Source organism: Streptomyces sp. NPDC045846 (genome assembly GCF_056431605.1).
Map to the genome: position 1 here is coordinate 119,170 of NZ_JBWKKJ010000012.1, position 19,601 is coordinate 138,770.

Genomic DNA, 19,601 nt, shown 5'->3' on the forward strand with positions numbered 1-19,601 from the left:
CCTCCGCGCCATCCCCGCTCCCCCCACCAGGAAGGAACTGTCATGGGCATGATCCGATCCGTGATCGGTGCGCCGTCCCCGGAGCCACCGCCCCCACCGGGGCGCACCGCGCCCGTCCGCCGCGCCACGGCCGCTGGGCGGGCCGCCGCCGCGGCCGCCGCCCTCGCCTGTGCCGTCGCGCTCGGCGCCGTCGGGGTCACGGGCGGCGCCTCGGCCTGGGCCGCCGAGACCGCCCCGCTGTCCCCCTTCTCCGTGGCGGGCCGCGGCGCCACCGTGCCGTTCACCGAGATCGAGGCGGAGGCCGCCGCCACCAACGGCACGGTGATCGGCCCCGACCGCACCTACACCTCGCTTCCCTCCGAGGCCTCCGGGCGCAGCGCGGTGCGGCTCGACGCGGCCGGCCAGTACGTCGAGTTCACCCTCACCCAGCCGGCCAACGCCGTCGACCTGCGCTACAGCGTCCCCGACAGCGCGGCGGGCACCGGCCTCAGCGCGCCGATGGAGATCAGCTCCGGCGGCGCCAAGCTCAAGGACGTGACCTTCACCTCCAAGTACGGCTGGTTCTACGGCAGTTACCCCTTCCAGAACCAGCCGGGTGACAAGCCGCACCACTTCTACGACGAGACCCGCACGCTCCTCGGCACGACCCTGCCCGCCGGGGCGAAGGTCCGCGTCACCCTGCCGTCGACCACCGCGACACCCTGGGCCGTCATCGACCTCGCCGACTTCGAACGCGTACCGGACCCGGTCGCGCGGCCCGCGGGATCGCTCTCCGTCACGGACTACGGCGCCGACGCGAGCGGGGCGGCCGACTCGACCTCCGCCTTCCAGCAGGCCGTCGACGCGGGCAGGGCCCAGGGCAAGGAGGTCTACATCCCCGCGGGCACCTTCAGGCTGACCGACCACGTGGTGGTGGACCAGGTGACGCTGGCCGGGGCGGGGCCCTGGTACTCGGTGCTCACCGGCCGCAGCTCCACCGACCGCACCCGGGCCGCCGGAATCTACGGGAAGTACGTCACCGGCGGCGGCTACAAGGGTCAGATACGCCCCTACGAGTCGGGCGGCCCCAGCCGGAACGTCACCCTGAAGGACTTCGCGCTGATCGGCGAGATCACCGAGCGGGTCGACGAGGACCAGGTCAACGGGATCGGCGGCGCCCTCAGCAACTCCACCGTCGACGACGTGTGGCTCCAGCACACCAAGGTCGGGGCCTGGATGGACGGCCCCATGGACGGCTTCCACATCAAGAACAGCCGGATCCTGGACCAGACGGCCGACGGCGTCAACTTCCACTGGGGAGTGACCCATTCATCGGTCGAGAACACCCTGCTGCGCAACACCGGGGACGACGGACTCGCCCTGTGGTCGGACACCGTGACCGACGCCGACAACACGTTCAGGAACAACACGGTGGTGGCGCCCGTCCTCGCCAACAACATCGCCCTGTACGGAGGCAGGGACAACGCGGTGACCGACAACGTGGTCGCGGACACGGTGACCAACGGGGGCGGACTGCACATCGGCAACCGGTTCGACGGCGTCAACCCCGGCAGCGGGACGGACGTCCAGGGCACCATCACACTGGCCCGCAACACCACGATCCGGGCGGGCAACGCGGACCTCGGCTGGCCCTTCCCGATCGGCGCGGTCTGGTTCGACTCCCGCAACAGCACCATGGACAAGGCGACGGTCAACGTCACGGACACCGACATCCTGGACAGCTCCTACGCGGCCATCCACTTCGTGTCCGGCACCACCAAGGGAGTCGCCTTCAACAACGTCAACATTGACGGCACCGGCACCTTCGCCCTCCAGTTCAACGATCCGGCGCAGCTCAGCATGACCGGCGTCACGGCGAAGAACCTCGGGTTCGGCGAGCCGGTCTACAGCTGCCTCGGCGGCGGCCTCGCCCTCACCCAGGGCCCGGGCAACTCCGGCTGGAACGACAAGCTGCCCGCCACGTACTGCGGCGAGTGGCCCAAGCCCGTCTACGACCACGGCGGCACCACCCCGCCCCCGAGCAGCCCGCCGCCCACCGGGCCCGGCTCGCCGCCGCCGAGCAGTCCGCCCGCCGACCCGAACCTCGCCAAGGGCCGCCCGGTCACCGAGACCTCGCACACCCAGGTCTACGACGCGGCCAAGGCCGTCGACGGCGACGCCGCCAGCTACTGGGAGAGCGCCAACAACGCCTTCCCGCAGTCGATCACCGTCGACCTGGGCGCCGTGCGAAGCGTCGGCCGCCTCGTCCTGAAACTGCCTCCCGCCACCGCCTGGGGCGCCCGCACCCAGACGCTCTCCGTGCTCGGCAGCGCCGACAACGGCGCTTACACACAGCTCCTGGCGAGCCGCGGCTGCGCCTTCGACCCGGCCACCGGCAACCAGGTCACGCTCACCCTGCCCCCGAACACCGCGACCCGCTATCTGCGGCTCACGGTGACCGCCAACACCGGGTGGCCCGCCGCCCAGATCGGCGAGCTGGAGGCGTACGCCCCCTGAGGCGGGGGGAGTTCAGGCGGGCAGCGGGCGCGGCGGGCGGGGGCCGGTGTAGATGCCGCTCGGGCGCATCCGGAGGGGACGCTGCGTGTACTCCTCCAGGGCGTGGGCGATCCAGCCCGCCGTGCGGGCCACCGCGAACACCGTCTCGCCGGCCTCGGCGGGCATGCCGAACGCCACGCTCATGACGGCGAGGGCCAGGTCGACATTGGCGTGCAGGGCCGTGTGGCGGGCCGTCGTGTCGACCAGGTCGCGCGCCGCCGCGAGCGCGTCGGCGGCCCGCGGGACGGCGCCGAGGAGCGCGAACAAGGCCTGGGCGCGCGGGTCCTCTCCCGCGTAGAGCCGGTGTCCGAGGCCCGGGACGCGCCGACCGGAGCGCAGATGGTCGGCGACGACCGGGGCCGCGCTGCCGCGTTCGAGCACCTCGGCCAGGGTCCGGTGGGCGAGCCCGCTGGCGGCGCCGTGCAGCGGCCCCTCCAGCGCCCCGAGCCCCGCCGAGACCACGGCGTAAGGATGAGCGCGGGCCGAGGCGGCGACCCGGGCGGCGAGTGTGGAGGCGGCCAGGTCGTGATCGATGAGCAGAGCGAGTGCCGTGTCGAGAAGGCGAATTGACTGCTCGTCAGGAAGCTGGGGCGTGAGCCGCTGCCACAGCTGCCAGGCCGTCCGGCCCTCGCCGCGGTGCCGCTTGCCCGCGGTCGGCAGGGCGCCGACCAGGGTGGGGATCAGTGTGCGGGCGCAGCCGAGCACGGCGGCGGGTTCGAGGTCGAAGCGCAGCGGGTCGGCCGCCGAGGCCGCGACGGCGGCGACCCGCAGCCGGTCCATCGAGCTGGAGTGCACCGGCAGCGCGTTGACGGCGAGCCGGGCCGCGTCGAGGAACTGCTGGGGCGCGGTGAACCTTGCGCCGTGCGTCAGCTCCTCGGTCCACACCCACTCGGCGACCTCCTCGAAGCCGTACGCCGTGGCCAGCTCCACCGCGTCGACGCCGCGGAAGTAGTAGCGGTCCCGGTCGATCAGGGTGATCGCGGTGCGGAAGCTCAGCTCGCCGTCCTTGCCGGCGCCGCCCTGCTCCCGGCGGCCGCTGCGCCGGGCCAGCGCGTCGACCTCGCGGGCGTCGAAGGTGGAGCCGCGCCCGCCGGGGGCGCGTTCACTGCTCAGCTGCCCGCGGCTGACGTACGCGTAGACCGTCTCGGGCTTCACGCCGAGCCGCTCCGCCGCCTCGCGGGTGGTGAGCCGTGCCTGATCCGTCATGGGGCCACCGTATCCATATTGATTCAATCAATGTTGACAGCTGTTGAGTCAATCATAGACAGTCGAGTCAATATGAAGAACTGAAGGAGGCAGCCACATGGCCAGCACCAGCACCGCCCCCGCCGCGGTACCCCGCGGGCTCGCGGGCGTCGTCGTCACGGACACCGAACTCGGTGACGTCCGCGGCCGCGAGGGCTTCTACCACTACCGCCAGTACTCGGCCGTCGAGCTCGCGCAGAGCCGCTCCTTCGAGGACGTCTGGCACCTGATGTTCCACGGCGAGCTGCCCGACGCCGAAGCCCGCGCCGCCTTCACCGCCCGCACCGCGGCCCTGCGCCACCTGCCCGCCGGGGTCCGCGACGCGCTGCCCGGCATCGCCCGCACCGGCGCCCTGGCGGGTCCGCTCGCCGGACTGCGCACCGCGCTCTCGCTGCTCGGCGCGGCCAAGGGCTTCCGGCCGGTGTACGACCTCGACGCCGACCGGCGCGCCGAGGACGCGCTCGCCGCCTGCGCGGCCGTGCCCACCCTGCTGACCGCCCTGCACCGGCTCGGCCAGGGGCTCGAACCGGTCGAGCCCCGCGACGACCTGCCGTACGCCGCCAACTACCTCTATATGCTGACCGGTTCACCGGCGGAGCCCGAGCGCGTACGGGCCGTCGAGCAGTACCTCATCTCGACCATCGACCACGGCTTCAACGCCTCCACCTTCACCGCCCGCGTCGTCGCCTCCACCGGGGCGGACGTCGCGGCGAGCCTGGTGGCCGCGGTCGGCGCGCTCTCCGGGCCGCTGCACGGCGGCGCCCCCAGCCGCGCCCTCGACACCCTCGACGCGATCGGCACCCCCGACCGCATCGACGGCTGGATCCGCGAACGCGTCCTGGCCGGCGACCGGATCATGGGCTTCGGGCACCCCGTCTACCGCACCGAGGACCCCCGCTCGCGCATGCTGCGCGGCATCGCCGAAGGGTTCGGCGGGCCGCTGGTGGAATTCGCCGTCGAGGTGGAGCGCCAGGTCGAGGCGATCCTGGCCGAGCTCAAGCCGGGCCGCGAGCTGCACACCAACGTGGAGTTCTACGCCGGGGTGGTCATGGAGCTGTGCGGGCTGCCCCGCGAGATGTTCACGCCCACCTTCTGCGCCGCCCGCGTGGTCGGCTGGAGCGCCAATATCCTGGAGCAGTCGGCGGACTCGAAGATCATTCGCCCGGCGGCCCGCTACGTGGGCCCGCCCCCGCCGCGGCCCGTACCCGCAGTCTGAGAAAGGCCCCAGGTGAGCAGCCCGAGCAAGCAGATCCCCGTCATCGTCCTCGCGGGCTTCCTCGGATCGGGCAAGACCACCTTGCTCAACCATCTGCTCAGGGCCTGCCGGGGCACCCGGATCGGGGCCGTCGTCAACGACTTCGGCTCCATCGAGATCGACGCCATGACGGTGGCGGGCCAGCTCGGCGACTCCACCGTCTCGCTCGGCAACGGCTGCCTGTGCTGCGCCGTCGACGCGAGCGAGCTCGACCTCTACCTGGACCGGCTGACCCGGCCCGCCGCCCGTCTCGACGTCATCGTCATCGAGGCGAGCGGGCTCGCCGAACCCCAGGAACTCGTGAAGATGGTGCTCGCCAGCGAGAACCCGCGGATCGTGTACGGCGGCCTGGTCGAGGTCGTGGACGCCGCCGAGTACGACGCCACCCGCGAGCGGCACCCCGAGATCGAACGGCACCTGACCGTCGCCGACCTGGTGGTGCTCAACAAGACGGACCGGGTCGGCGAGGCGGAGCTCGCCCGGCTGCGGAGTGAGCTCGCCGGGTCGGCCGCGGTGGTCGAGGCCGCGTACGGCCGGGTCGACCCGGAGCTCTTCTTCGACCGCAGGCCGCTGACGGAGCGGGTGGGACAGCTCGCCTTCGACGACCTGCTCGACGACGTGCCCGAAGCGGGCGGCTGCGCCGAGGACGGCCACGACCACGACCGCTGCGCCGGAGACGCCCACCTGCACACCGGGTACGAATCCGTGGCCTTCACCTCGGACGGGCCCCTGGACCCGCGCCCCTTGATGGCCTTCCTCGACACCCGGCCCGAAGGCCTCTACCGCATCAAGGGATTCATCGACTTCGGCGCCGCCGACCGCCGCAACCGGTACGCCGTGCACGCCGTCGGCCGCTTCCTGCGCTTCTACCCCGAGCCCTGGACGGGCGGGCAGGAGCGCCGCACCGAGCTCGTCCTCATCGGCGCGGGCATCGACGCCCCCGCCCTGGACAAGCAACTCGCCGGGTGCGTGGCGGACCCGGGCGCCATCCCGCCCGAGCACGCGATGTGGGGTGTCCTGCGCTACGTGCCCGAGCCCGGCCAGGAGCCGCGAGAGGCCGGGGAGTCCGACGAACTCCCCGGCCCCGTCGGCTAGTCGGCGCCGATCCCGCTACGAGGCCGGGCCCGCGAGGACCGCCACGGGGGAGGGCAGCGGGGTGCCCGAGCCGTCACGGCGCGGGTCGGGCACCGGCAGCTGTGCCGGGGCTCCGTTGGCCTGGGCCGCGCGGACCGGGGCCGGGCCCGCCCAGGCCAGCACCAGCTTGTCCTCGCCCTTCAGGAAGCGCTGGCAGCGCACCCCGCCGGTGGCCCGGCCCTTGCGCGGGTACTGGTCGAACGGCGTCAGCTTCGCGGACACCGCCGTGTCGCCGAGCAGCGTGGCCCCCGAGCCCGCCACCGAGAACACCATCGCGTCGGCGGCCGGGTCGACCGCCGTGAACGAGATGACCTTGGCGCCGTCGGCCAGCTTGATGCCGGCCATGCCGCCCGCGGGCCGCCCCTGGGGGCGCACCTGGCTCGCCTGGTAGCGCAGGAGCTGGGCGTCGTCGGTGATGAAGACCAGGTCCTCCTCGCCCGTGCGCAGCTCGGCCGCCCCCACGATCCGGTCACCGTCCTTGAGGGTGATGACCTCCAACTCGTCCTTGTTCGCCGGGTAGTCGGGCACCACGCGCTTGACGACGCCCTGCTCGGTGCCGATCGCGAGGCCCGGCGAGGACTCGTCGAGCGTGGTCAGGCACACCACCGTCTCGTCCGGCTCCAGGGAGGAGAGGAACTCCGAGATCGGCGCGCCGCCCGACAGGTTCGGCGCGGAGGCCGTGTCCGGGAGCTGCGGCAGGTCGATCACCGCGAGCCGCAGCAGCCGCCCGGTGGACGTCACCACGCCCACGTCGCCGCGCTGCGTCGCGGGCACCGCCGAGACCACCACGTCGTGCTTGACGCGCTTGTCGTCCTCGCCCGCCACGAACTGCTCGCCGGTGGCGGTGCGGGCCAGCAGGCCCGTCGAGGAGAGCAGCACCCGGCACGGGTCGTCGGCGACCTCCAGGGCGACGGCCGCGACCGGGGCGCCCGCCGACTCCAGGAGGACCGTGCGCCGGTCGGTGCTGAACTTCTTGGCCACCGCGGCCAGTTCGGCCGAGACCAGCTTGCGCAGCTCGCTGTCCGACTCCAGGATCCCGGTCAGCTCGTCGATCTCGCCGGTCAGCCGGTCGCGCTCGCTCTCCAGCTCGATCCGGTCGAACTTCGTGAGCCGACGCAGCGGCGTGTCCAGGATGTACTGCGTCTGGATCTCGCTCAGCGAGAAGCGCTCGATGAGCCGCTCCTTCGCCTGCGCCGAGTTGTCACTCGACCGGATGATCCTGATGACCTCGTCGATGTCGACCAGGGCGACGAGCAGGCCCTCGACCAGGTGCAGCCGGTCCCGGCGCTTGGTGCGGCGGAACTCACTGCGCCGGCGCACCACGTCGAAGCGGTGGTCGAGATAGACCTCCAGGAGCTCCTTGAGCCCCAGGGTCAGCGGCTGGCCGTCGACCAGGGCGACGTTGTTGATGCCGAAGGACTCCTCCATCGGCGTCAGCTTGTAGAGCTGCTCCAGGACGGCCTCGGGGACGAAGCCGTTCTTGATCTCGATGACGAGGCGCAGCCCGTGCGAACGGTCGGTGAGGTCCTTCACGTCGGCGATGCCCTGGAGCTTCTTCGCGCCCACCAGGTCCTTGATCTTGGAGATCACCTTCTCCGGGCCGACCGTGAACGGCAGCTCGGTGACGACCAGGCCCTTGCGGCGGGCCGTCACGTTCTCCACCGAGGCGGTGGCGCGGATCTTGAAGGTGCCGCGGCCCGACTCGTACGCGTCCTTGATGCCGCTCAGGCCCACGATGCGCCCGCCCGTCGGCAGGTCGGGACCCGGCACGAAGCGCATCAGCGCCTCCAGGTCCGCGCCCGGGTGCCGGATCAGGTGGCGGGCCGCCGCGATGACCTCGCCCAGGTTGTGCGGCGGCATGTTGGTCGCCATGCCGACCGCGATCCCGGACGAGCCGTTGACCAGCAGGTTCGGATAGGCGGCCGGGAGGGCGACCGGCTCCTGCTCCTGGCCGTCGTAGTTCGACGCGAAGTCGACGGTGTCCTCGTCGATCGACTCCGTCATCAGCGACGTGGCGTCGGCCATCTTGCACTCGGTGTACCGCATGGCGGCCGGCGGGTCGTCGTTGCCGAGCGAGCCGAAGTTGCCGTGGCCGTTCACCAGCGGCAGGCGCATCGAGAACGGCTGCGCCATGCGCACCAGGGCGTCGTAGATCGAGGCGTCGCCGTGCGGGTGCAGCTTGCCCATCACCTCGCCGACGACGCGGGCGCACTTCACGTACCCGCGGTCGGGGCGCAGGCCCATCTCGTTCATCTGGTAGACGATGCGGCGCTGGACGGGTTTCATGCCGTCCCGGGCGTCCGGCAGGGCCCGCGAGTAGATCACGGAGTACGCGTACTCGAGGAAGGAGCCCTGCATCTCGTCGACGACGTCGATGTCGAGGATCCGCTCCTCGAAGTCGTCGGGCGGCGGCGGGGTCTTCGTGCTGCGGCGGGCCATCGCGGCTGCTGCTCCTTCACGTACCGGATCGGGTCTGATGCCGACCATTGTGGACCGTCCCACTGACAACGCCGACCGCGACCCGGGAACTTCGCCAGGTGCCCACGCGCTTGCATACAGTGGCAGGACTTCTTCACTCAGGACTTTCTCCCGCCAGTACTTCACACGGCGGTACTGCACATCGCGAACGAAGGGACGTACATGCCCATGGGTCACACGGCCACAGCGCAGGCCGGCTCCGGCGGCCTGACAGCGACTGAGCACCGACTGGCCAACGGCCTGCGCGTGGTGCTCTCCGAGGACCACCTGACCCCGGTCGCCGCGGTGTGCCTCTGGTACGACGTGGGCTCGCGCCACGAGGTCAAGGGCCGCACCGGCCTCGCCCACCTCTTCGAGCACCTCATGTTCCAGGGCTCCCAGCAGGTGCACGGCAACGGCCACTTCGAGCTGGTGCAGGGGGCCGGCGGTTCGCTGAACGGCACCACCAGCTTCGAGCGCACCAACTACTTCGAGACCATGCCCGCCCACCAGGTGGAGCTCGCGCTCTGGCTGGAGGCCGACCGCATGGGCTCGCTCCTGGCCGCGCTGGACGAGGAGTCGATGGAGAACCAGCGCGACGTCGTCAAGAACGAGCGCCGCCAGCGCTACGACAACGTGCCCTACGGCACCGCCTTCGAGAAGCTGACCGCCCTCGCCTACCCCGAGGGCCACCCCTACCACCACACGCCGATCGGCTCGATGGCCGACCTGGACGCGGCCACCCTGGAAGACGCTCGGCACTTCTTCCGTACCTATTACGCGCCCAACAACGCGGTGCTCGCGGTGGTCGGCGACATCGACCCCGCGCAGACGCTGGCCTGGGTGGAGAAGTACTTCGGCTCCATCCCCGCCCACGACGGCAAGCAGCCGCCGCGCGACGGCACGCTGCCGGGCACCATGGGCGGGCAGCTGCGCGAGGTCGTCGAGGAGGACGTCCCGGCCCGCGCGCTGATGGCCGCCTACCGGCTGCCCCACGACGGCACCCGCGAGGCCGACGCCGCCGACCTGGCGCTCACCGTCCTCGGCGGCGGCGAGTCCTCCCGGCTGCACAACCGCCTGGTCCGCCGCGACCAGAGCGCGGTGGCCGCCGGATTCGGCCTGCTGCGGCTCGCCGGGGCGCCCTCGCTCGGCTGGCTGGACGTCAAGACGTCCGCGGGCGTCGAGGTCCCCGACATCGAGGCCGCGGTCGACGAGGAGCTCGCGCGGTTCGCCGAGGAGGGCCCCACCGACGAGGAGATGGAGCGCGCCCAGGCCCAGTTGGAGCGCGAGTGGCTCGACCGGCTCGGCACGGTCGCCGGCCGCGCCGACGAACTGTGCCGGTACGCCGTGCTGTTCGGCGACCCGCAGCTCGCCCTGACCGCGGTCGACCGCGTCCTGGACATCACCGCCGCCGAGGTCAAGGCGGTCGCCGCGGCGACGCTGCGCCCCGACAACCGGGCGGTCCTGGTGTACGAGCCCATCGCGGCACCCGAGGCAGGCAACGAAGAGGAAGAAGAGGCGGGCCAGTGACGGACGCTGTCGTGACCATGGAGTTCCACCCGCAGCCGGCCGCCGGCACCCCCACGCCGTGGGCCTTCCCGGCCCCCGAGCGCGGCACGCTCGCCAACGGCGTGACCGTGTTGCGCTGCCACCGGCCCGGCCAGCAGGTCGTCGCCGTGGAGATCTTCCTCGCGGCCCCGCTGGACGCCGAGCCCGAGGGCCTCGACGGCGTCGCCACCATCATGGCGCGCGCCCTGACCGAGGGCACCGACAAGCACTCGGCCGAGGAGTTCGCCGCCGAGCTGGAGCGGTGCGGCGCCACCATCGACGCACACGCCGACCACCCCGGCGTGCGGGTCTCCCTCGAAGTGCCGGTCTCGCGGCTGCCCAAGGCGCTCTCGCTGCTCGCCGAGGCGCTGCGGGCCCCCGCGTTCGCCGACTCCGAGATCGAGCGGCTGGTGCGCAACCGGCTCGACGAGATCCCGCACGAGCAGGCCAACCCGGCCCGGCGGGCCGCCAAGCAGCTCTCCAAGGAGCTGTTCCCGGCCTCCGCGCGCATGTCCCGGCCCCGCCAGGGCACCGAGGAGACCGTCGCCCCGATCGACGCCGCCGCGGTGCGCGCCTTCTACGAGGCGTACGTGCGGCCCGCGACGACGGTGGCCGTGGTTGTCGGCGACCTGTCGGGCACCGACCTCGACGCGATCCTCGCGGACACCCTGGGCGACTGGACGGGCGACCCCGCGGAGCCGCGCCCCGTCCCGCCGATCACCGCCGACGACACCGGCCGGGTCGTCATCGTGGACCGCCCCGGCGCGGTCCAGACCCAGCTGCTCATCGGCCGCATCGGCGCCGACCGGCACGACCGGGTCTGGGCGGCCCAGGTGCTCGGCACGTACTGCCTGGGCGGCACCCTGACCTCCCGCCTCGACCGCGTGCTGCGCGAGGAGAAGGGCTACACCTACGGGGTGCGCGCGTTCGGCCAGGTGCTGCGCTCGGGGCCGGACGGCGGCGCCGCGATGCTCGCCATCAGCGGCTCGGTCGACACCCCGAACACCGGCCCGGCCCTCGACGACCTGTGGAAGGTGCTGCGCACGCTGGCCGCGGAGGGCCTCACCGACGCCGAGCGCGAGACGGCCGTGCAGAACCTGGTCGGCGTCGCGCCGCTCAAGTACGAGACGGCCGCGGCCGTCGCGGCGACGCTGGCCGACCAGGTCGAGCAGTTCCTGCCGGACGACTACCAGGCCCAGCTGTACGCGCTGCTCGCCGAGACCGGCACCGTGGAGGCGACGGCGGCCGTCGTCAACGCCTTCCCGGCCGACCGGCTCGTCACCGTGCTCGTGGGCGACGCCGCGCAGATCGAGGAGCCCGTCCGGGCGCTCGGAATCGGTGAAGTGACCGTCGTCACCGGCTGATTGAGGCCCGCGCGAGCGGAGACACAGGGGACCCCGGTGGCGGATGCGCCGCCGGGGTCCCCCCTTATGTCCGGTTTATTGGGGAGGTTGCCTGTCTGTCATGTGGCGTGCGCTACAAAATCCTGTGTGTGTTTGGTGATTGAAAGATCAGCCGTCTAGCGTCGGTCCCGCTGTCCGTCACCACCCGTCGCAGCCGCGGCACCGGACAGTGATCGCCGAGTCCCCGATGGCGCGAGCCAGGGGAGCCGGGGACCCACTCAGTCCCTGGGGTGAATCGGACGCCTCCGCCCGCGGAGGAGCCCGTAGGAGACCTTCCTGCTCCGAACCCGTCAGCTAACCCGGTAGGCGAGATGGAAGGAAAGGACACCGCCACTCCATGGCGTTCACCCGTGCCACCGGGAAGCACCGCGCGCCCAGCCGCATGACGCGCCGCAGCGCGAACATCGCGGGCATCGCCACCCTCGCCACCGCCGGAGTCGTAGGCACCCTCGCCTCCCCGGCCGTCGCCGCCCCGAGCGCCACCGCCGACACCGGCCTCACCCAGGCCATCGTCATCGGCGACACCCTCGCGGACCAGCTGGGCGCCCAGGCCGACGCGCAGAAGCAGGCCGCCGTGAAGGCCCGGGCGAAGGCCGAGGCCGAGGCGGCCGCCAAGGCCAAGGCGGAGCAGCGGGCCAAGGAGGACCGCGAGGCCAAGGAGCGGGCCGCGCGCGAGGCCGAGCGCAAGCGCCTCAACACCTTCGTGGCCCCCATATCCGACAGCTATGTGTCCACCGGCTACAAGACCGGCGGCTCGATCTGGTCGTCGGGCAGCCACACCGGCATCGATTTCCACGCGGCGAGCGGCACTTCGGTGCACGCCGTCGGCCTGGGCACCGTCGTCGAGGCGGGCTGGGGCGGGGCGTACGGCAACAACATCGTGATCCGGATGAACGACGGCACGTACACCCAGTACGGCCACCTCTCGGTCATCCAGGTCTCCGTCGGCCAGTCCGTCGAGCCCGGCCAGCAGATCGCGCTGTCGGGCGACACCGGCAACACCACCGGCCCGCACCTGCACTTCGAGGCCCGCACGGGCCCGCAGTACGGCTCGGACATCGACCCCGTCGCCTATCTGCGCTCGCACGGCGTCAACGTCTAGGACGTACCCGCGCGCACCGAAGGCCTCCGGCACACAGCCGGGGGCCTTCGTCGTTGGCCGGAAGAAATCCATCGGTTCCGGCCCGTCACCGGGAATTAACAAGGGCTGCCATAGAGTCGCGGAAAAGACGTCCATCGACCGCGTTGCGCGGGGATCAGGCGGAGGTTCGGCCATGCGCATTCCGGCGCATTCGGTATGCACGGCAATCCGCGACGACATTGTCTCGGGTGTCTTCGAGCGCGGCGGCCGGCTCGCCGAGGAGGTCCTCGCGCGCCGGTACGGGGTCTCCCGCGTGCCGGTCCGCGAGGCCCTGCGCACCCTGGAGTCCGAGGGCTTCGTGACCACCCGCAGGCACGCGGGCGCCTGTGTGGCCGAGCCCACCGAGCTGGAGGCCGCCGACCTCCTCGAACTGCGCGCGCTCCTGGAGCCGTTGGCCGCCGCGCGGGCCGCCGGGCGCCGGGGCGAGGCCCATCTCAAGGTGCTGCGCGGCCTGGTGAGGCTAGGTCAGGACCGGGCCAGGCGCGGTCAGGGCGAGGATCTGCGCTCACTGGGCGGCTGGTTCCACGAGACGCTGGCCCAGGCCTCCGCGAGCCCCGGACTCATCGCGCTGCTCACGCAGGTGCGGCACAAGGTCGCCTGGATGTACGTGGTCGACGGGACGGTCCGCCCGGTGGAGACCTGGGCCGAACGCGGCGCCATCACCGACGCGGTGGCCCGCGGCGACGCCGAACGCGCCCGCTCGCTCACCGCCCTGCACGCCGAGCGATCCTTTTCCGCCCATCGGCTGCGCGGGGCCGCGGCCGTGAGAACTCCGCAACCTCCCGTCAACACCGCGAGCGCCCGCGCTTAACAGGGGTGCCGTATACAAAGGAGGCGAAAAGCGCGGCCGCATTTCGCTGCCCGGAATTCGGGGCCCGGCGGTCTTTCGCGCAATCCGTCAAAGCTGTCGGCCCGGGGCGGGGAAAACGAAAGGACCGCCTCTCCCCGATGCGGAAGCGGCGGTCCTTCGACGTGACGTCGACCGGATCAGACGGTCTCGGGGAGCTCCTCGAGACCCTCGGCGACCAGCTTGGCCAGCCGGTCGAGCGCGGCGTCCGCGCCCTCGGCGTCGGAGGCCAGCACGATCTCCTCGCCGCCCTGCGCACCCAGGCCGAGCACCGCGAGCATGGACGCGGCGTTGACCGGGTTGCCGTCGGCCTTGGCGATGGTCATGGGGACTCCGGCGGCCGTGGCGGCACGGACGAAGATGGACGCGGGGCGGGCGTGCAGGCCCTCGGCCCAGCCGACGTTGACGCGGCGCTCAGCCATGGTGTTGCCCTTCGAAATCTCTGACGGTTGTCTAGACCAGTCTCTCATGTGGTGCGCGGTGCTCGTACCGACCATAGGCCCCAGTGTCCCGCCGATCGGCCCTCCCCACCTTGCCCCGCCCCGCACGGCCGCGCGACCCGTACGCTTTCGGTATGACGACGGCGTCCGACCCCGCGTACCCCGCTCACTGGGAGGCCGACGTGGTGCTGCGCGACGGCGGCACCGCGCGTATCCGGCCCATCACCACCGAGGACGCCGAGCGGCTGGTCTCCTTCTACGAGCTGGTCTCGGACGAGTCGAAGTACTACCGCTTCTTCGCGCCCTACCCCCGGCTCTCCGCGAAGGACGTCCACCGCTTCACCCATCACGACTACGTCGACCGGGTCGGACTGGCCGCCACGGTCGGGGGCGAGTTCATCGCGACGGTCCGCTACGACCGCATCAACGCCCAGGGCCGCCCCGCGTCCGCCCCCGCCGACGAGGCCGAGGTCGCCTTCCTCGTGCAGGACGCCCACCAGGGCCGGGGCGTCGCCTCCACCCTGCTCGAACACATCGCGGCGGTCGCCCGGGAGCGGGGCATCCGGCGGTTCGCGGCCGAGGTGCTCCCGGCCAACAGCAAGATGATCAAGGTGTTCACGGACGCCGGCTACCAGCAGAAGCGGTCCTTCGAGGACGGCTCGGTCCACCTCACCCTCGACCTGGAGCCCACCGCCGAGTCGCTCGCCGTGCAGCGGGCCCGTGAGCACCGCGCCGAGGCCCGCTCCGTGCAGCGCCTGCTGGCCCCCGGCTCGGTCGCGGTCATCGGCACCGGCCGGGCCCCGGGCGGCGTCGGCCGCGCCGTCCTGCGCAACCTCCTGGACGCCGGGTTCACCGGCCGCGTCCACGCCGTGAACAAGGCGCTCGGCGAGGGGCGGCACGAACTCGACGGCGTCCCCGCCTTCTCCTCCGTCGGCGCCATCGGCGAGCCGGTCGACCTGGCGATCGTCGCGGTGCCCGCCGAGCGGGTGCCCGAAGCGGTCGCCGACTGCGGCGAGCACGGCGTCCAGGGCCTCGTCGTCCTGGCGGCCGACTACGCCGAGAGCGGCCCGCACGGCAGGGAGCGCCAGCGCGCCCTGGTCCGCCAGGCCCGCTCGTACGGCATGCGCCTGATCGGCCCCAACGCCTTCGGGATCATCAACACCGCGGCCGGGGTGCGGCTGAACGCCTCGCTGGCCCCGCAGTCGCCGCCCGCGGGCCGGATCGGCCTGTTCACCCAGTCCGGCGCGATCGGCATAGCCCTCCTGTCGGGTCTCTACCGGCGCGGCGCGGGCCTGTCGACGTTCATCTCCTCAGGCAACCGCGCCGACCTGTCCGGCAACGACTTCCTCCAGTACTGGCACGAGGACCCCGACACGGACGTGGTCCTGCTCTACCTCGAATCCATCGGGAACCCGCGGAAGTTCACCCGCCTGGCCCGCCGCACCGCCGCGGCGAAGCCCGTCGTGGTCGTGAAGGGCGCCCGGCACAGCGGGACGACCCCGCCGGGCCACGCCGTGCCGGTGACCCGGGTGCCGGACGCCACCGTCTCGGCGCTGCTGCGCCAGGCGGGAGTGATCCTGGTCGGCACGGTCACCGAACTCGTCGACGCGGGCCTGCTGCTCGCGGGCCAGCCGCTGCCCGCGGGGCCGCGCGTGGCCATCCTCGGCAACTCCGAATCGCTCGGCCTGCTGACCTACGACGCCTGTCTGACCGAGGGGCTGCGCCCGCTCAGGCCGCTCGACCTGACGACCGCCGCGACCCCGGCCGACTTCCGCGCCGCGCTCGCGGCGGCCCTCGCGGACGACGCCTGCGACGCGGTGGTGGTGACGGCCATCCCCTGGGTCGGCGAGAACGGGGCCATGGAGTCCGGCGACGGCCAGGTCCTCGCCGACGCCCTGCGCGAGGCCGCCTCCACCGCCCCCGCCAAGCCCGTCGCCGTGGTCCACGTGGAGATCGGCGGCCTGGCCGAGGCCCTGTCGGCGGCGGCCCGCACGGTGAACAAGGCGGCGCCCCGAGCACGGCCCGCCACCTCGCGGCCCCCCGCGGATCACGCCACGCCCGTCGCCGCCCGGACCCCGGCGGATCCGGTACCGCCCGGCGCTGGTCCGCTCCCGGCGCATCCGGCTCCACCGGCGTTCGAGGAGAAGGGGCCGCGGGACAATTCCCCCGGCGCCCCCGCCGGGCCGCCGAACGGCGACCTCTCCGAACCCCGCGAACCCCGCCGCATCCCCGCCTACCCCGCCGCCGAGCGGGCCGTGCGCGCCCTCGCCGAGGCCGTCCGCTACGCCCGCTGGCGCCGCGAGGCGGCCGACCCCGGCAAGGTGGGGGAGTACGACGACATCGACGAGGCGGGCGCGGCCGCCCTGATCGAGCGCCTCCTCGGGCCCGCGCCCGACCCGCGCGGTGTGACCCTGACCGCCGACGACGCCGGGGAACTGCTCGGCCGGTACGGCATCGCCGTGCGCCCCACCCTGCCCGCGCCCGACCCGGCCCGCGCCGCCGAGGCCGCCCGCCGCCTCGGCTACCCGGTCGCCCTCAAGACCACCGCCCCGCACCTGCGCCACCGGCCCGACCTCGGCGGCGTACGCCTGGACCTCGCGGACGAGCACCAACTCGCCCGTGCATATGCCGAATTGACGGCGAGCCTCGGCAAGCCGGAGGAGCTCAAGCCGGTCGTGCAGGCCATGGTGGCGCGCGGCGTCGACACCGTCGTGCGCGCCTCGATCGACTCGGCCGTGGGCGCGGTGCTGTCCTTCGGACTCGCCGGGGCCGCGTCCGAACTGCTCGGCGACACCGCGCACCGCCTGATTCCCGCCACCGACCGCGACGCCGCCGAACTGCTGCGTTCCATCAGGACGGCGCCGCTCCTGTTCGGCTGGCGGGGTTCCGCGCCCGTCGACACCGCCGCCCTCGAAGAGCTGCTCCTGCGCGTGTCGCGGCTGGTCGACGACCATCCCGAGGTGGTCGCGGTGGGTCTGGAGCCCGTCATCGTCGCCCAGCACGGCCTGTCGGTGCTCGGCGCGAACGTCCGCCTCGCGCCCGCCCCGCCCCGCACCGACCTCGGTCCCAGGCGGCTGCCCAGCTACTGAGGGCCGTACGCCCCCGGCGGGCGCTTAAGATGGACCCCATGGCGAAGACCGGTACGACGACCCAGGGGCTCCGCGCGGCGATCGAGCGCAGCGGCTACTACCCGGCCCTTGTGGCCGAGGCGGTGGAGGCCGCGGTCGGCGGCGAGCCGATCGCGTCGTACCTGGTGCACCAGGAGACCACCTTCGACGCCAACGAGGTCCGCCGCCATGTGACGGTCCTCGTGCTCACCGACAACCGCTTCATCGTCAGCCACACCGACGAGCAGAACGCGGACACCAGCTCCCCGACGCCGTACGCGACCACCTCCACCGAATCCGTGAAGCTCGGCCGGATCTCGTCGGTCGTGGTGAGCCGCGTCGTCGCCAACCCGGAGTCGTACACGCCCGGCACCCTGCCCCGCGAGGTCGTCCTGACCATCGGCTGGGGCGCGGTCGCGCGGATCGACCTGGAGCCCGCCGCCTGCGGCGACCCCAACTGCGACGCCGACCACGGCTACACCGGCAACTCCACCGCCGACGACCTGAGCCTCAGGGTCAGCGAGGCCGGTGACGGCCCGGACACCGTCCGCCAGACCCTGGCCTTCGCCCAGGCGCTGTCCGAGGCGACCGCGGCGACCGGCCGCTGATGGCACAGCCCGCCTGGCAGGACGATCCCGAACCCCTCGCCCTCGACACCGCACCCGTGCCCGAGTACGGCACCGGCTCGCTCGCCGATCTGCTGCCCACGCTCGTGGCGGGCCAGGGCGTACCCGGGTTCGAGGCGCGCATCGCCGGGCTCGCCCCCGCCGACCGCAACTGCGTCTTCCTGATCGACGGCCTCGGCTGGGAGCAGATCAAGGCCCACCCGGACGAGGCCCCGTATCTGCACTCCCTGCTCGCCACCTCGCGCGGCGGCACCGGCCGGCCCATAACCGCCGGGTTCCCCGCCACCACCGCGACCTCGCTGGCCTCGGTCGGCACGGGGCTGACCCCCGGCGAGCACGGCCTGCCCGGCTACACCGCCCGCAACCCCGACACCGGCGAGCTGATGAACCAGCTCCGCTGGAAGCCCTGGACCGACCCGCACGCCTGGCAGCCGTACCCCACCGTCTTCCAGCTCGCCGACCAGGACGGCGTGCACACCGCACAGGTGTCCTCGCCGACCTTCGAGCACACCCCCCTCACCAAGATCGCGCTCAGCGGCGGCACCTTCCGCGGCAGGCTCTCCGGCGAGGAGCGCATGGACCTCGCGGCCGAGCAACTCGCCGCGGGCGACCGCTCGTTGGTCTACACGTACTACTCCGAGGTCGACGGCAAGGGCCACCGCTTCGGGGTGGACTCCGATGCCTGGCGCGGCCAGCTGATGTACGTCGACCGGCTCGCCCAGCGCCTGGCCGAGCAGTTGCCGCCGCGCTCCGCGCTGTACGTCACCGCCGACCACGGCATGATCGACATCCCCTTCGACGAGCAGTCCCGGATCGACTTCGACGAGGACTGGGAGCTGCGCGCCGGGGTCGCCCTGCTCGGCGGCGAGGGCCGGGCGCGTCATGTGTACGCGGTGCCGGGTGCCGCGTCCGACGTGCTGACCTGCTGGCGCGAGGTGCTCGGCGAGCAGTTCTGGGTCGCGAGCCGCGACGAGGCGATCGCGGCGGGCTGGTTCGGCCCGGGCATCGACGAGCGGGTGTACGGGCGGATCGGCGACGTGGTGGCCGCCGCGCACGACGACGTCGTGATCACCGCCTCGCAGCGCGAGCCGCACGAGTCCCTGATGGTCGGCAACCACGGCTCGATGACCGCGGTGGAGCAGCTCGTACCGCTCCTCGAAGTACGCTCGTAACCACCTCCCTCCACAGATCTGAAAGGCCGTCACCTTCCCATGCCCGAGCTGGTGTTCTTCTCCGGAACGATGGACTGCGGAAAGAGCACCCTCGCTCTTCAGATCGAGCACAACCGCTCCGCGCGCGGTCTGCAGGGCATGATCTTCACGCGGGACGACCGGGCGGGCGAGGGCAAGCTGTCCTCCCGGCTCGGCCTGGTGACCGACGCGGTCGAGGCCGCCGACGGCTTCGACTTCTACGCCTACCTCGTCGGCCACCTCTCCAAGGGCGGCCGCTGCGACTACGTGATCGCGGACGAAGCGCAGTTCCTCGCGCCCGAGCAGATCGACCAGCTCGCCCGGGTCGTCGACGACCTCGACCTCGACGTCTTCGCCTTCGGGATCACCACCGACTTCCGCTCCAAGCTGTTCCCCGGCTCCCAGCGGCTGGTCGAGCTCGCCGACCGGGTCGAGGTGCTCCAGGTCGAGGCGCTGTGCTGGTGCGGCGCGCGCGCCACCCACAACGCCCGCACCATAGGCGGCCGGATGGTCGTCGAGGGGGCCCAGGTCGTCGTCGGCGACGTCAACCAGTCGCAGGACGAGATCGGTTACGAGGTGCTGTGCCGACGCCACCACCGCAGGCGGATGACGAGCGCCTCGGCCCACGCGGCGGCCCTGTCCCCGGACGTGCTGCCCGTCGCCTCACCCTGAA

The 19,601-nt window shown here is 72.7% G+C and carries 14 protein-coding genes and 1 riboswitch; of the genes, 11 read left to right on the plus strand and 3 right to left on the minus strand.

Features of this window, described 5'->3' with window-relative positions:
- Positions 1–48: 48 nt before the first annotated feature.
- Entirely contained in the window at positions 49–2,496 is a 2,448-nt protein-coding gene (locus tag AC07F3_RS30990; protein WP_479117729.1) for a discoidin domain-containing protein, read from the plus strand.
- Between the two features lie 12 nt (positions 2,497–2,508).
- Here AC07F3_RS30990 and AC07F3_RS30995 read toward each other — a convergent pair whose 3' ends face one another.
- The gene (locus AC07F3_RS30995; protein WP_479117730.1) at positions 2,509–3,741 is read right to left on the minus strand and encodes a citrate/2-methylcitrate synthase; all 1,233 of its coding nucleotides are present in this window, start codon (positions 3,739–3,741) and stop codon (positions 2,509–2,511) included.
- Between the two features lie 97 nt (positions 3,742–3,838).
- On the opposite strand from AC07F3_RS30995, the gene AC07F3_RS31000 reads away from it, so the two are divergent.
- On the plus strand, positions 3,839–4,996 hold the full coding sequence (locus AC07F3_RS31000; protein WP_479117731.1) for a citrate synthase/methylcitrate synthase: 1,158 nt from the start codon (positions 3,839–3,841) through the stop codon (positions 4,994–4,996).
- A 12-nt stretch (positions 4,997–5,008) separates the two neighbouring features.
- Positions 5,009–6,130: a CobW family GTP-binding protein gene (locus AC07F3_RS31005; protein WP_479117732.1), complete on the plus strand. Its 1,122-nt coding sequence runs from the start codon at positions 5,009–5,011 to the stop codon at positions 6,128–6,130.
- Positions 6,131–6,145: 15 nt separating this feature from the next.
- Here the strand turns inward: AC07F3_RS31005 and AC07F3_RS31010 are convergent, their stop codons facing one another.
- Positions 6,146–8,608 (minus strand): DNA gyrase/topoisomerase IV subunit A, encoded by a 2,463-nt coding sequence (locus AC07F3_RS31010; protein ID WP_479117733.1) that lies wholly within the window; start codon positions 8,606–8,608, stop codon positions 6,146–6,148.
- Between the two features lie 207 nt (positions 8,609–8,815).
- On the opposite strand from AC07F3_RS31010, the gene AC07F3_RS31015 reads away from it, so the two are divergent.
- The 4 genes from AC07F3_RS31015 (at position 8,816) to AC07F3_RS31030 (ending at position 13,529) form a co-directional block, all read left to right on the plus strand.
- Positions 8,816–10,156 carry a M16 family metallopeptidase gene (locus AC07F3_RS31015; RefSeq protein ID WP_479117845.1) on the plus strand — a complete coding sequence of 447 codons (1,341 nt, stop codon included), beginning with the start codon at positions 8,816–8,818 and terminating at the stop codon, positions 10,154–10,156.
- A gap of 17 nt (positions 10,157–10,173) precedes the next feature.
- Complete coding sequence (locus tag AC07F3_RS31020; protein WP_479117846.1) at positions 10,174–11,538, plus strand: M16 family metallopeptidase; 1,365 nt, start codon at positions 10,174–10,176, stop codon at positions 11,536–11,538.
- Positions 11,539–11,741: 203 nt separating this feature from the next.
- Positions 11,742–11,901: riboswitch (cyclic di-AMP (ydaO/yuaA leader) on the plus strand.
- Between the two features lie 13 nt (positions 11,902–11,914).
- Positions 11,915–12,679, plus strand: a complete 765-nt coding sequence (locus AC07F3_RS31025) for a M23 family metallopeptidase (protein WP_479117734.1) — start codon at positions 11,915–11,917, stop codon at positions 12,677–12,679.
- Between the two features lie 172 nt (positions 12,680–12,851).
- The gene (locus tag AC07F3_RS31030; RefSeq protein ID WP_479117735.1) at positions 12,852–13,529 is read left to right on the plus strand and encodes a GntR family transcriptional regulator; all 678 of its coding nucleotides are present in this window, start codon (positions 12,852–12,854) and stop codon (positions 13,527–13,529) included.
- A 176-nt stretch (positions 13,530–13,705) separates the two neighbouring features.
- On the opposite strand, the gene AC07F3_RS31035 is transcribed toward AC07F3_RS31030, so the two are convergent.
- Entirely contained in the window at positions 13,706–13,987 is a 282-nt protein-coding gene (locus AC07F3_RS31035; RefSeq protein ID WP_100575907.1) for an HPr family phosphocarrier protein, read from the minus strand.
- Positions 13,988–14,139: 152 nt separating this feature from the next.
- On the opposite strand from AC07F3_RS31035, the gene AC07F3_RS31040 reads away from it, so the two are divergent.
- Genes AC07F3_RS31040 through AC07F3_RS31055 form a run of 4 tightly spaced genes read left to right on the plus strand, consistent with a single transcriptional unit; the run spans position 14,140 to position 19,600 of the window.
- Positions 14,140–17,094 carry a bifunctional acetate--CoA ligase family protein/GNAT family N-acetyltransferase gene (locus AC07F3_RS31040; RefSeq protein WP_479117736.1) on the plus strand — a complete coding sequence of 985 codons (2,955 nt, stop codon included), beginning with the start codon at positions 14,140–14,142 and terminating at the stop codon, positions 17,092–17,094.
- Positions 17,095–17,132: 38 nt separating this feature from the next.
- On the plus strand, positions 17,133–17,720 hold the full coding sequence (locus AC07F3_RS31045) for a DUF5998 family protein (RefSeq protein WP_053725537.1): 588 nt from the start codon (positions 17,133–17,135) through the stop codon (positions 17,718–17,720).
- A complete protein-coding gene (locus AC07F3_RS31050) occupies positions 17,720–18,910 on the plus strand; it encodes an alkaline phosphatase family protein (protein ID WP_479117737.1) in 1,191 nt (396 codons plus the stop codon). Before AC07F3_RS31045 ends, AC07F3_RS31050 begins: the two co-directional genes overlap by 1 nt.
- Before the next feature lie 39 nt (positions 18,911–18,949).
- On the plus strand, positions 18,950–19,600 hold the full coding sequence (locus AC07F3_RS31055) for a thymidine kinase (protein WP_479117738.1): 651 nt from the start codon (positions 18,950–18,952) through the stop codon (positions 19,598–19,600).
- Position 19,601: the final 1 nt, after the last annotated feature.

Excerpts from the sequence above, each read along its gene's own strand:
- AC07F3_RS30990 (WP_479117729.1), top strand. The coding sequence starts at position 49 with ATGATCCGATCCGTGATCGGTGCGCCGTCCCCGGAGCCACCGCCCCCA.
- AC07F3_RS30995 (WP_479117730.1), bottom strand. The coding sequence starts at position 3,741 with ATGACGGATCAGGCACGGCTCACCACCCGCGAGGCGGCGGAGCGGCTC.
- AC07F3_RS31000 (WP_479117731.1), top strand. The coding sequence starts at position 3,839 with ATGGCCAGCACCAGCACCGCCCCCGCCGCGGTACCCCGCGGGCTCGCG.
- AC07F3_RS31010 (WP_479117733.1), bottom strand. The coding sequence starts at position 8,608 with ATGGCCCGCCGCAGCACGAAGACCCCGCCGCCGCCCGACGACTTCGAG.
- AC07F3_RS31015 (WP_479117845.1), top strand. The coding sequence starts at position 8,816 with ATGGGTCACACGGCCACAGCGCAGGCCGGCTCCGGCGGCCTGACAGCG.
- AC07F3_RS31020 (WP_479117846.1), top strand. The coding sequence starts at position 10,174 with ATGGAGTTCCACCCGCAGCCGGCCGCCGGCACCCCCACGCCGTGGGCC.
- AC07F3_RS31025 (WP_479117734.1), top strand. The coding sequence starts at position 11,915 with ATGGCGTTCACCCGTGCCACCGGGAAGCACCGCGCGCCCAGCCGCATG.
- AC07F3_RS31030 (WP_479117735.1), top strand. The coding sequence starts at position 12,852 with ATGCGCATTCCGGCGCATTCGGTATGCACGGCAATCCGCGACGACATT.
- AC07F3_RS31035 (WP_100575907.1), bottom strand. The coding sequence starts at position 13,987 with ATGGCTGAGCGCCGCGTCAACGTCGGCTGGGCCGAGGGCCTGCACGCC.
- AC07F3_RS31040 (WP_479117736.1), top strand. The coding sequence starts at position 14,140 with ATGACGACGGCGTCCGACCCCGCGTACCCCGCTCACTGGGAGGCCGAC.
- AC07F3_RS31045 (WP_053725537.1), top strand. The coding sequence starts at position 17,133 with ATGGCGAAGACCGGTACGACGACCCAGGGGCTCCGCGCGGCGATCGAG.
- AC07F3_RS31050 (WP_479117737.1), top strand. The coding sequence starts at position 17,720 with ATGGCACAGCCCGCCTGGCAGGACGATCCCGAACCCCTCGCCCTCGAC.
- AC07F3_RS31055 (WP_479117738.1), top strand. The coding sequence starts at position 18,950 with ATGCCCGAGCTGGTGTTCTTCTCCGGAACGATGGACTGCGGAAAGAGC.